Source organism: Rouxiella sp. Mn2063, assembly GCF_049319665.1.
Classification (GTDB): domain Bacteria; phylum Pseudomonadota; class Gammaproteobacteria; order Enterobacterales; family Enterobacteriaceae; genus JBMOUD01.
In genome coordinates, this window is the sequence record NZ_JBMOUD010000007.1 from 36,275 (window position 1) to 48,738 (window position 12,464).

Consider the following 12,464-nt stretch of genomic DNA (forward strand, 5'->3'; position numbering starts at 1 on the left):
CACCCGCTTGCTATACACAAGTATATCCTATACTCGCGATACGAACAGCACCCTGCCTAATGACAGGGGCTGTAAACTACAAGTTACAGAAATTATTATTCTGCTGCTGGCTCTTCGGCATCTTGGGTTGGTGCGGTAGCTTCTTTGATGCTCAAACGCACACGACCCTGACGGTCAACTTCCAGGACTTTAACTGGAACTTCTTGACCCATCTGCAGATAATCAGTGACTTTCTCAACGCGCTTGTCAGCGATTTGAGAAATGTGCACCAGACCTTCTTTACCGCCACCAATGGCCACGAATGCGCCAAAGTCTACGATACGGGTCACTTTACCTTGGTAGATACGACCAACTTCGATTTCCGCAGTAATTTCTTCGATACGGCGAATAGCATGTTTCGCTTTCTCACCGTCGGTTGCTGCGATTTTCACTGTACCGTCATCTTCAATTTCGATGGTAGTACCGGTTTCTTCAGTCAACGCACGAATAACAGAACCACCTTTACCGATAACGTCTTTAATCTTATCAGCATTGATCTTGATGGTATGAATACGTGGTGCGAATTGAGAGATATCACTGCGCGCAGTACCGATAGCCTGTTCCATTACGCCCAAGATATGCAGACGAGCACCCTTAGCTTGGTTCAGAGCAACCTGCATGATTTCGCGGGTGATGCCTTCGATTTTGATGTCCATTTGCAGCGCGGTAATACCGTCGCGGCTACCGGCCACTTTAAAGTCCATATCGCCCAAGTGATCTTCGTCACCCAGAATGTCAGACAGAACGATAAAGCTTTCGCCTTCTTTAACCAAGCCCATTGCGATACCCGCAACTGCAGCTTTCACCGGTACGCCTGCATCCATCAGTGCCAGAGAAGCACCACAGACAGAAGCCATAGAAGAAGAACCGTTAGATTCGGTGATTTCAGAAACAACACGTACAGTGTACGGGAAGTCTTCAGGTTTTGGCATGACTGCCAATACGCCACGCTTAGCTAAACGACCGTGACCGATTTCACGACGCTTAGGCGAACCAACCATCCCAGTCTCACCAACAGAGTACGGAGGGAAGTTGTAGTGGAACAAGAAGCTATCTGTTTTCTCGCCCATCAGCTCATCCAGGTTCTGTGCATCACGCGCAGTACCCAGAGTTGCGGTAACCAGTGCCTGAGTCTCACCACGGGTGAACAAAGCAGAACCGTGAGTACGTGGCAGCACGCCAGTACGAACGTCAAGACCACGGATCATGTCTTTCTCACGACCATCGATACGCGGCTCACCACGCAACACGCGGCTACGAACAACGTTTTTCTCAATCGCGCCCAGCAAATCAGAAATTTCACCCGCATCCAACGTTTCGTCTTCAGCCAGAAGTGCTGCTGTTGCTTCTGCTTTGATCAGATCAACTTGGGTGTAGCGCTCTTGTTTCTCAGTGATACGGTAAGCATCGCCCAGACGAGATTCAGACAGTGCAGCAACGCGAGCGTGCAGTTCAGCGTTGACCGCTTCAGGCTGCCAATCCCACTTCGGTTTGCCAACTTCGGCAACCAATGCGTTAATTTCGTTGATCACGATTTGTTGTTGGTCGTGGCCATAAACTACCGCACCCAACATCTGATCTTCGCTCAAGATTTCGGCTTCTGATTCAACCATCAGAACGGCGCCCTGAGTACCCGCTACAACCAGATCAAGCTTACTTGTTTTCAGCTCATCAGCAGTTGGGTTCAGAACATATTGGTCATTGATGTAACCGACACGTGCAGCACCAATTGGGCCACTGAATGGAATACCTGACAGGCTCAGTGCAGCAGAAGCACCAATCATCGCCACGATATCTGGGTTAACTTGTGGGTTCAAAGATACCACGGTCGCAATCACCTGAACTTCGTTCAGGAAGCCTTCTGGGAACAGAGGACGGATTGGACGGTCAATCAGACGCGAGGTCAGTGTTTCACCTTCGCTTGGACGGCCTTCACGACGGAAGAAGCTTCCCGGAATACGACCAGCAGCGTAAGTACGCTCTTGGTAGTTAACGGTCAACGGGAAGAAGTTTTGGCCCGCTTTAGCTTTTTTCTGGCCAACAACAGTAACGAATACTGCGGTGTCGTCCATGCTAACCATAACAGCAGCAGTTGCCTGACGCGCCATCATGCCGGTTTCCAGCGTGACAGTGTGTTGGCCGTATTGGAACTTACGAATAGTCGGATTAAGCAATGTAATATCCTTTTGATTTGGCGCGCAGCTGTTATGACAGCAGTTCACACCAGAAATAATCGAGCTTCTCACTACATCCTCGCGACTAATGACAACCCTCATTCTCCTAGACAAGAATAAAGTCTCTCATTAGCCGCGCGAACCTCTGCAATGGAAGATCACTTTTTTATATCAAAGAAATGCGACTATAGAATAACCTGATTCTTAGTCGCTTCCTAGAATAAAGGGGCCATTTGGCCCCTTTACACTGAAACTCGCTGACTTAGCGACGCAGACCCAGACGTTCGATCAGGCTGGTGTAACGTGCTACATCTTTACGCTTCAGGTAGTCCAGCAGTTTACGACGCTGAGAAACCATACGCAGCAGACCACGACGGCTGTGGTGATCTTTTTTGTGCTCTGCAAAGTGACCTTGCAGATGGTTAATTTGAGCAGTCAGCAGAGCAACCTGAACTTCAGAAGAACCACTGTCGTTAGTGCCACGACCAAAGTCTGCAACGATTTGAGCTTTAGCTTCAACGCTTAGAGACATGATATTACTCCAAAAAAATATATAAAAAAAACGGGTGCCGATCTCTAATTCAGCGACCCAACGCATAAGCCGCGCTATTCTACTCTTTGAGGCCTACGATCGCAAGATGAGCAATAAGTGCTACTCTGGATACTCAACCACCAGACGACGTGGCGCAACGCGGCCGTCATCATCTATTTCACCTACGCCGATGAAGTTACGCGCTTCCCCTTCGGTCATGCGCACCATCCCTGATATCGGCGAGCCGGCAACCTGCACCGGTTGCCCTTGTTTTATGTAGCCAGCAACGACAGGCAACATATTAACTTCAGGGAAGTCTTTGCAAGGACTGTCCATTGGCATTAGCAATGGATCAAGTAGCAAACGCGGTTCAATACCTTCTGACTCCGCGCGCGCGATCAGTTCATGCAACTGATCCATTGTGACCATACGCTCAGATGGGTAGGTTGCTACTTGCAAACGACGCAGGAAAGTCACGTGAGCACCACAACCTAGTTTTTCGCCTAAATCATCGATAATAGTGCGAATGTAAGTGCCTTTCGAACAGTGAATTTCCAGCTCGACTTCAAAGCCTTCCCAGCGAATAAAGGTCAATTCATAGACCGTGATGCTGCGTGATTCCCTTGGTACTTCGATACCTTCACGAGCGTACTCATAAAGTTTTCTACCTTGATATTTTAAAGCGGAATACATCGAAGGGATCTGCTGAGTTTCGCCACGGAAACTGTCTAATTCACGGTCGAGTTGCTGCTGAGTGATGGCGACGTCGCGCTCGGAAATAATCTGGCCTTCAGCGTCAGAAGTATCTGTACGCTGCCCAAGGCGAGCAACCACTCGGTAACGTTTGTCTGAATCGAGCAAAAAGCGAGAAAACTTAGTCGCTTCTCCCAGGCACAATGGCAGCATACCTGTTGCTAGCGGATCCAATGCACCGGTATGACCTGCACGGTTGGCATTGTACAAACGCTTAACCTTTTGCAGCGCATCGTTGGAAGATAAACCGATAGACTTATCCAATAACAGAACGCCGTGAATATCACGGCCACGGCGACGTGGGCGGCTCATTATTCTTCCTCGTTGTCGCCTGCTGCAGAACGACGCTCAGCATCATTCTTCACCACATTGGTGACCAGGTTAGACATACGCATCCCTTCTACCAACGAATTATCGTAGGCAAAGGTCAATTCAGGCACAACGCGCAAACGCATCGCTTTACCAATCAAGGTACGGATGAAACCAGACGCATCCTGCAAGGCTTTAATGCCATTTTTGACACGATCAGGATCCTGAGGCTCGCTGCTTAACACATCCAGGAAAGTGACGAATACTTTGGCATAAGCCAGATCACGCGACACTTCTACACCTGACACTGTCGCCATACCAACGCGCGGGTCTTTGACTTCACGCTGTAAGATGATGGCGATCTCTTTTTGCATCTCTTGGGAGACGCGCTGGGTACGGCTAAATTCTTTTGCCATGATAAGACTCCTTCAGACAATTTCCAGACAAAGAGGGGGGCTCAAGGCCCCCCAACTGGATATAACCCCGTTATCTTTCGAATTGCCGCTTTCCAGCAACTCAAATGAGTTTGGGTATTAGCTACGTCGCAAAGATTAAGCGATGGTACGTTTGATCTCGATGATTTCGAAGACTTCGATCACATCGCCAGTACGCACATCGTTGTAGTTCTTAACGCCGATACCACATTCCATACCGTTACGGACTTCGCTAACGTCATCTTTGAAGCGGCGCAGAGATTCCAGCTCGCCTTCATAGATAACCACGTTGTCACGCAGTACGCGGATTGGGTTGTTACGCTTAATCATACCTTCAGTAACCATACAGCCTGCGATAGCGCCGAATTTCGGTGATTTGAAGACATCACGAACTTCTGCCAGACCAATGATTTGCTGTTTGTACTCAGGCGCCAACATACCGCTCATCGCCTGCTTAACTTCATCAATCAGATTATAGATGACGGAGTAGTAACGCAGATCCAAGCTTTCGTTTTCAACGACACGGCGAGCAGATGCATCAGCACGTACGTTGAAGCCCAGAATGATTGCGTTAGAAGCAGCGGCCAGAGTGGCGTCAGTTTCGGTGATACCACCTACGCCCATACCAACAATTTTAACTTTAACTTCAGCAGTAGACAGGTGTTGCAGCGCATCAGAGATCGCTTCACAAGAACCTTGTACGTCTGATTTCAGTACGATGTTCAGTTCAGAAACTTCGCCGTCAGTCATGTTAGCAAACATGTTTTCCAGTTTAGATTTCTGCTGACGAGCCAGTTTAACTTCGCGGAATTTACCCTGACGATACAGCGCAACTTCACGCGCTTTCTTCTCATCACGAACAACGGTAACTTCATCACCAGCTGCTGGGACGCTAGACAAGCCTAATACTTCAACCGGAATTGAAGGACCAGCCGCCGTAATATCACGGCCCATCTCGTCACGCATCGCACGAACACGGCCGTATTCGAAGCCACACAGGATGATATCGCCCTTGTTCAGGGTACCTTCTTGAACCAGCACGGTAGCAACTGGGCCACGGCCTTTATCCAGGAAGGATTCGATTACCACACCGCTTGCCATGCCGCTGCGTACTGCTTTAAGCTCCAGAACTTCAGCTTGCAGCAAGATAGCTTGCAGCAAATCATCAATACCGGTACCGGCTTTCGCAGAAACGTGGACGAACTGAGACTCACCGCCCCACTCTTCTGGCATAACGCCGTACTGAGACAGTTCGGTTCTAACGCGATCTGGATCTGCTTCTGGTTTGTCGATTTTGTTGACGGCAACAACGATTGGCACGCCAGCAGCTTTCGCATGCTGTACGGCTTCGATAGTTTGTGGCATCACGCCATCGTCAGCAGAAACAACCAGAACAACGATATCTGTTGCCTTCGCACCACGAGCACGCATTGAAGTAAACGCGGCGTGACCCGGGGTGTCGAGGAAGGTGATCATGCCATTTTCAGTTTCAACATGATAAGCACCGATGTGCTGTGTAATACCACCGGCTTCGCCTGCTGCTACTTTCGTTGAACGAATGTAGTCAAGCAGAGAGGTTTTACCGTGGTCAACGTGGCCCATGATGGTAACAACAGGTGCACGCGGCTCAGCAGCTGCTGAAGCACCGGTATCACGGTCGCTCATCAGCGCTTCTTCCAGCTCGTTCTCACGACGCAGGATAACTTTGTGGCCCATTTCTTCCGCAACCAGTTGAGCAGTTTCCTGATCGATAACCTGGTTAATGGTTGCCATTGCGCCCAGTTTCATCATGGTTTTGATGACCTGAGAACCTTTAACAGCCATTTTGTTAGCCAATTCAGCAACGGTGATAGTTTCGCCGATGACGACATCACGGTTTACTGCGATAACTGGCTTATTAAAGCTCTGTTGCAAGGTGCTTGGCTTGCGCTTGCCTTTACCACCACGGGTAACGGCACGGGCTTCTTCGCGATCGGCTTTAGATTCAGACAGTTTATTGCCTTTCTTCTGCTTGGTCGCTTTGCCACCGCGAGTACGACTGCGACGCTCACCTTCTACTTTCGCATCGTTTTCGTCTTCTGCAGCACGAGCGTGTTGAGAAGTGGTGACATGATAGTCAGCAGACTCAGATTCGCTTGGTGCAGCAGCTTCAGTCCAGACGCCAGAATCAGCCATTTTACGAGCCTCTTCAGCAACGCGTTTGGCGTTTTCTTCGATCTTACGACGTGCTTCTTCTTCTGCTTTGCGTTTCAGCTCTGCAGCTTCTGCTTCACGACGTGCTTTTTCTGCCTGCGCTGGCTTGGTTACATCATCAGTATGTTGATTCGTCACTTTATCTTTTTCCGCTGCGTCACGCTTAGCTTTATCAGCGGCCTCACGTTTAGCCTGCTCAGCGGCTTCGCGTTTAGCTTTTTCTTGAGCTTCTCGTTGAGCTTGCTCTTCTGCTGCACGCTGTGCCTGTTCTTCCGCGTCACGCTTCGCCTGCTCTTCCGCTTCTGCCTGAGCCTGTTCAGCTTCAGTCATATCGGATTTAACATAAGTGCGTTTTTTGCGGACTTCGATTTGCACCGATTTACTCTTCCCGCCGGTGCTCGGTACGTTTAGTGTACTACGCGTTTTACGTTGTAACGTCAGTTTGTTTGTCGCACCTGAATTTCCACCATTCAAATGCGCCAGCAATGTCTCTTTTTCATGCTGGGTAACAGAGTCACCTTCCGACTTTTCGATCCCTGCGTCAGCAAATTGCTGTACCAGGCGATCAACCGGAGTTTGAATCTCCGCCGCTAGCGATTTTACGGTTACATCTGTCATGCTGTTCCTTCCTGCTACAGTTTATTACGCATTGTCGCCAAACCAACAGATATTACGTGCGGCCATGATTAATTCACCCGCATCCGTGTCACTAAGACCTTCAATATCTGCTAGATCGTCGACACCCTGCTCGGCAAGATCTTCCAGCGTACAGACACCACGTGCTGCTAGTTTGAATGCCATGCTACGTTCCAGACCTGCAAGGTTTAGCAGATCTTCAGCTGGCTTGTTGTCACCGAGACTTTCTTCCTGGGCCAATGCCAGGGTTGTGAGCGCTTCTTTCGCACGTTCGCGCAGTGCATCAACGGTGTCTTCATCCAGACCGTCAATTTCCAGCAGCTCTTTCACTGGCACATAAGCCAGTTCTTCTAACGTAGAGAAACCTTCTTCTACTAGTACCGTAGCGAAATCTTCGTCGATATCCAGGTATTTAGTGAAGGTATCAATTGCAGCGTGAGCCTCGGCTTGGTGTTTCGCCTGCAGGTCATCTGCGGTCATCACATTCAGTTCCCAACGATCGTCACCACGATGCTGTTTTAACAATTGGGAAGCTAAACGGACGTTCTGGCCATTACGGCCAATCGCCTGAGCCAAGTTGCTGGCTTCAACTGCGATATCCATGGTGTATTTGTCTTCATCAACAACAATGGAAGCAACATCTGCTGGTGCCATTGCGTTAATAACGAACTGTGCCGGGTTATCATCCCACAGAATGATGTCAATACGCTCGCCGCCCAGCTCACTAGAAACAGCCTGAACACGTGCACCGCGCATACCCACGCAAGCACCAACCGGATCGATACGCTTGTCGTTGGTTTTCACTGCAATCTTAGCGCGTGAGCCCGGATCGCGAGCTGCGGCTTTGATTTCAATCAGCTCTTCGCCAATTTCTGGTACTTCGATACGGAACAGTTCAACCAACATCTCATTACGTGAGCGGCTGACGAACAGCTGAGCACCGCGTGCTTCCGGGCGTACTGCGTACAGCACACCACGAATACGGTCACCAGAACGGAAGTTTTCACGAGGCAGCATATCTTCACGCAGAATTACCGCTTCGGCGTTGCTTCCCAGATCCAGGGCGATACTGTCACGGTTTACTTTTTTCACCACGCCAGTAACGATTTCGCCTTCTTGCTCGCGGAATTGATCCACAACCATTGCGCGCTCTGCTTCACGTACTTTCTGTACGATAACTTGCTTAGCGGTTTGGGTCGTAATACGGTCAAAGGTAACAGATTCGATCTGATCTTCGATGTATCCACCTAACTCAATAGAAGGATCTTCGTATTGCGCTGCTTCGAGCGTGATTTCGCGAGTAGGTTGAGTCACTTCATCAACCGCTACCCAGCGACGGAAGGTGTCAAAGTCGCCGGTTTTACGGTCGATAGTGACTCTGACTTCAATTTCCTGCTCGTATTTTTTCTTGGTCGCCGTCGATAGTGCAGTTTCCAGCGCCTCAAAAATCTTCTCGCGTGGGAGGGATTTTTCATTAGAAACTGCTTCTACAACAGCCAGAATCTCTTTGTTCATCCTAGTTGCCTCGTCCAAACTTTAAAAGTGGGGTACCAGGTTCGCCTTCTGGATGTTGCTCAGTGCGAACACTTCATCTTTCCCATCCACAGTAACCGTGATCATTTCGCCTTCGACAGCTTTGATTATTCCCTGCCATTTACGACGGTTTTGCATTGCCATACGTAAAACCACGCTGACTTCGTCACCGATGAAACGTTGGTAATGTTCCGCAGTGAACATTGGACGATCAAGGCCAGGGGAGGATACTTCCAGGTTATAAGCAACAGTGATTGGATCTTCTACTTCCAGTATGGCGCTAACCTGGTGGCTGACATCAGCACAATCATCAACGTTGATCCCTTCGTCACTATCAATATAGATGCGTAACGTCGATTGACGAGCTCGAATGAACTCGATGCCGACCAGTTCAAAGCCTAGTGCTTCAACCGGTGATGAAATCATCTCTGTTAATTTTTGTTCTAATGTGGACAAGCCCACCCCCAAGAAGACATAAAAAAAGGGCTTAATAGCCCAGTGATATTGTTGCCAAATAACAAAAAACCCCGATAAATCGGGGCTTTATGCAACTGGACCCTGTTCGCCGCATTGCGGCTTCGGTACGACTTTCTAAAAGAATTCTTTTCAAATGAATACTAAGAAGCACTGAGGAGACACTAAAAGTATATTTGAAAACAAATACTTGAGGAAAGTGGTTGCGGGGGCCGGATTCGAACCGACGACCTTCGGGTTATGAGCCCGACGAGCTACCAGGCTGCTCCACCCCGCGTCCGAAACGTGACAGCTACTTAATTGCCACGACATACTACGCCGATAACTGCATAAAAGCAAATTATCAAAATGATTGGTACCGAGGACGGGACTTGAACCCGTAAGCCCATTCGGGCACTACCACCTCAAGGTAGCGTGTCTACCAATTCCACCACCTCGGCACTCTTTTTTTCGCAACTGCCGATACTGTCCGAGTACAAGCAATTGTTTGAAAACTTTTTACTACTCAATCTTACTGCAACTTCTTAACGCTTAAGTATCAAGGACAACAGATTACTTAGGAATATCACTGTTAGGCGCGGCTGGCGCTGCCGGTGCAGTTGTTGCCTGCTCAGTTTTAGCTGGCTGACCTAAACCCAAGTTATCCCACTCGCTGCCTTTTTGGCTTTTATTGGTGCTCATGTTCCCCAAAATCAAACTAATGACGAAGAACAGCGCCGCCAAGATAGCCGTCATGCGGGTCATAAAGTTACCGGAACCGCTCGAACCGAACAATGTGCCTGATGCACCTGCTCCGAAAGAGGCTCCCATATCTGCACCTTTACCTTGTTGCAACATAACCAGAGCTACAAGCCCGATTGCCACAATAAGGAAAATTACCAGAAGAGCATCGTACATAGTTGTACCTGTATCCTTGCGGTTTTACCGCGCGCTAATCGCTTCTCACCAATTTAGTAGTTCTTCAACGACCTACTGAAGCGGGTCTGAATACTAACCAAAGCCGTATAACCACGCAAGGGCAATTTTAACTCGGCAGCGCGTTTGCAGAAAAAATCGTCAACTTGAGCAGGTTAACCGCATTAATATCATACAAAGGGGATATTCTTGGCGATTAACCCGCAATCTTTTAGCCGATTTTTACTGGGGAAATCACTTAGCTGCTTTTACTGCATCGGCAATACGATTAGCCAGAGTTTCAACCAATGTTGCTTCTTCGCCTTCAACCATAACGCGAATCAGAGGTTCAGTTCCTGATTTGCGTAACAACACTCGACCGCGACCCGCCAACTGTTTTTCCACATCAGCAGTCACTTGCTTCACTTCCTCGGTATCCAGCGGATCATGTTCGCCAGTAAAACGTACATTAACCAGAATCTGTGGGAACAATTTCATGCCACTGCACAAATCATGTAAGCTCATGCTATTACGAACCATCGCAGTGAGCACTTGCAAACTAGCTACAATGCCGTCACCAGTGGTGGTTTTGTCTAGCAAAATGACATGCCCAGAGTTTTCCGCACCGATACGCCAGCCTTTTTCGTTCAGCGTTTCTAGCACATAACGGTCACCGACTTTGGCACGAGCAAAGGGGATCCCCAGCTGTTTTAATGCCAACTCAAGCCCCATGTTACTCATCAAGGTTCCAACTACACCACCGCGCAGTTGCCCCTGACGTAGCCCTTCGCGAGCGATAATATATAAAATCTGATCGCCATCGACTTTGTTGCCTTCATGGTCAACCATAATAATTCGGTCGCCATCACCATCGTATGCAAGGCCAATGTCTGCTTTTTCTGCCAAAACCCGCTGTTGCAACTGACGAACATCGGTCGCACCGCAGGCTTCATTGATGTTCATACCATCTGGAGAACAACCAATAGCGATAACTTTAGCGCCGAGTTCACGCATTACACTTGGTGCAATGTGGTAAGTCGCACCGTTTGCACAGTCAACAACGATTTTTAAGCCGCTTAAACTCAATTCACTCGGGAATGAACCTTTGCAAAATTCGATATAACGACCCGCGGCATCGACAATACGACTGGCTTTACCAAGTTCAGCAGATTCGACACAAGTGAGCGGTTTTTCCATCTCAGCTTCAATCGCTTCTTCAACGCTATCCGGCAATTTGGTGCCATCGATAGAAAAGAACTTGATACCGTTATCGTAATAAGGGTTATGCGACGCAGAAATAACAATACCCGCCTCAGCGCGGAAGGTTCTGGTCAGGTACGCAACAGCAGGTGTTGGCATCGGGCCGGTAAATGATGCAGACAAACCTGCCGCGGCTAATCCAGCCTCTAAGGCAGACTCGAGCATATACCCGGAAATACGCGTATCTTTACCAATAATAACTTTGCGGGAACCATGACGGGCCAATACCTTGCCAGCAGCCCAACCGAGCTTTAAAACAAACTCAGGTGTAATAGGGTTATCACCCACCTTTCCACGAATACCATCTGTACCAAAATATTTACGGCTACTCATAAATTTTCTTTATCCCTTCGCTGAAAGTGTGGCTTCGACAATACGCATCGCTTCGACGGTTTCTTTGACATCATGTACCCGAATTATTTGTGCGCCTTGCATCGCCGCAATGACCGCACAGGCAATACTACCGGTAACCCGCTTATCAGGTGAAACATGTAAAAGTTGCCCTATCATAGACTTTCGAGACATCCCGACCAAGAGTGGCAACCCAAAATGGTGAAATTCGGCTAATCTGGCTAAAAGTTGATAGTTATGGTCTAGATTTTTACCAAAGCCAAAACCGGGATCGAGCAGTAATTTTTCTTGTTTGATACCGGCGCTAGCACAGCGCGCAATCTGCTCAGTAAAGTAATGATTAATCTCACCAATCAAGTCTTGATATTGCGGCGCATGTTGCATAGTTTTGGGCTGACCTTGCATATGCATTAAACACACAGGCAGTGAAGTTTCAGCGGCAGCAGCCAATGCACCAGGCTCTGATAATGAACGAATATCATTGATCATGTGCGCACCCGCCTGCGCTGATGCGGTGATCACAGAGGCTTTCGACGTATCCACCGAAATCCAAACGTCAAAACGCTGGGCGATAGCTTCCACGACAGGAATAACCCGCGATAACTCTTCCTCATCACTGACTTCTGCGGCACCGGGGCGGGTTGATTCACCACCGATATCCAATAAAGTAGCCCCGGCATCAATCATTGCGTGTGCATGATGCAGAGCCTGATCTAAGCGGTTATGTCTTCCACCGTCCGAAAAAGAGTCAGGCGTGACATTAAGGATCCCCATAACCTGCGGGAAACGCAGATCAAGCACAGACCCTCTGGCAGTAAGTATCATAGTGGTGATATTCCTTTTCGCGTGCAGGCTAGCCTAATTTAAATAAGAAAAAACCCC

The 12,464-nt window shown here is 48.7% G+C and carries 9 protein-coding genes, 2 tRNA genes and 1 pseudogene; all 12 read right to left on the reverse strand.

Annotated features, from left to right (window positions below):
* Nucleotides 1–95: 95 nt before the first annotated feature.
* Nucleotides 96–2,213, reverse strand: coding sequence for a polyribonucleotide nucleotidyltransferase (pnp, locus tag ACL9RG_RS12150; RefSeq protein ID WP_422792880.1), 2,118 nt, complete (start codon nt 2,211–2,213; stop codon nt 96–98).
* A gap of 262 nt (nt 2,214–2,475) precedes the next feature.
* Nucleotides 2,476–2,745, reverse strand: coding sequence for a 30S ribosomal protein S15 (gene rpsO / locus ACL9RG_RS12155; RefSeq protein WP_422792881.1), 270 nt, complete (start codon nt 2,743–2,745; stop codon nt 2,476–2,478).
* A 120-nt stretch (nt 2,746–2,865) separates the two neighbouring features.
* Entirely contained in the window at nt 2,866–3,810 is a 945-nt protein-coding gene (truB, locus tag ACL9RG_RS12160; protein WP_422792882.1) for a tRNA pseudouridine(55) synthase TruB, read from the reverse strand.
* Nucleotides 3,810–4,223, reverse strand: a complete 414-nt coding sequence (rbfA, locus tag ACL9RG_RS12165) for a 30S ribosome-binding factor RbfA (RefSeq protein ID WP_422792883.1) — start codon at nt 4,221–4,223, stop codon at nt 3,810–3,812. The genes truB and rbfA overlap by 1 nt, the downstream gene beginning before the upstream one ends.
* Before the next feature lie 135 nt (nt 4,224–4,358).
* Nucleotides 4,359–7,052, reverse strand: coding sequence for a translation initiation factor IF-2 (gene infB / locus ACL9RG_RS12170; RefSeq protein ID WP_422792884.1), 2,694 nt, complete (start codon nt 7,050–7,052; stop codon nt 4,359–4,361).
* Between the two features lie 24 nt (nt 7,053–7,076).
* On the reverse strand, nt 7,077–8,585 hold the full coding sequence (gene nusA, locus ACL9RG_RS12175; RefSeq protein ID WP_422792885.1) for a transcription termination factor NusA: 1,509 nt from the start codon (nt 8,583–8,585) through the stop codon (nt 7,077–7,079).
* A gap of 21 nt (nt 8,586–8,606) precedes the next feature.
* Nucleotides 8,607–9,059 carry a ribosome maturation factor RimP gene (gene rimP / locus ACL9RG_RS12180; RefSeq protein ID WP_422792886.1) on the reverse strand — a complete coding sequence of 151 codons (453 nt, stop codon included), beginning with the start codon at nt 9,057–9,059 and terminating at the stop codon, nt 8,607–8,609.
* Between the two features lie 218 nt (nt 9,060–9,277).
* A tRNA-Met gene (locus ACL9RG_RS12185) sits at nt 9,278–9,354 on the reverse strand.
* A 76-nt stretch (nt 9,355–9,430) separates the two neighbouring features.
* Nucleotides 9,431–9,517 (reverse strand) — tRNA-Leu (locus ACL9RG_RS12190).
* 112 nt (nt 9,518–9,629) lie between these two features.
* Nucleotides 9,630–9,974 (reverse strand): preprotein translocase subunit SecG, encoded by a 345-nt coding sequence (gene secG / locus ACL9RG_RS12195; protein ID WP_422792887.1) that lies wholly within the window; start codon nt 9,972–9,974, stop codon nt 9,630–9,632.
* A gap of 252 nt (nt 9,975–10,226) precedes the next feature.
* Nucleotides 10,227–11,564, reverse strand: a complete 1,338-nt coding sequence (gene glmM / locus ACL9RG_RS12200) for a phosphoglucosamine mutase (RefSeq protein ID WP_422792888.1) — start codon at nt 11,562–11,564, stop codon at nt 10,227–10,229.
* Nucleotides 11,557–12,407 (reverse strand): annotated as a pseudogene (gene folP, locus ACL9RG_RS12205) (dihydropteroate synthase). The gene glmM and the pseudogene folP overlap by 8 nt, the downstream one beginning before the upstream one ends.
* Nucleotides 12,408–12,464 lie beyond the last annotated feature (57 nt).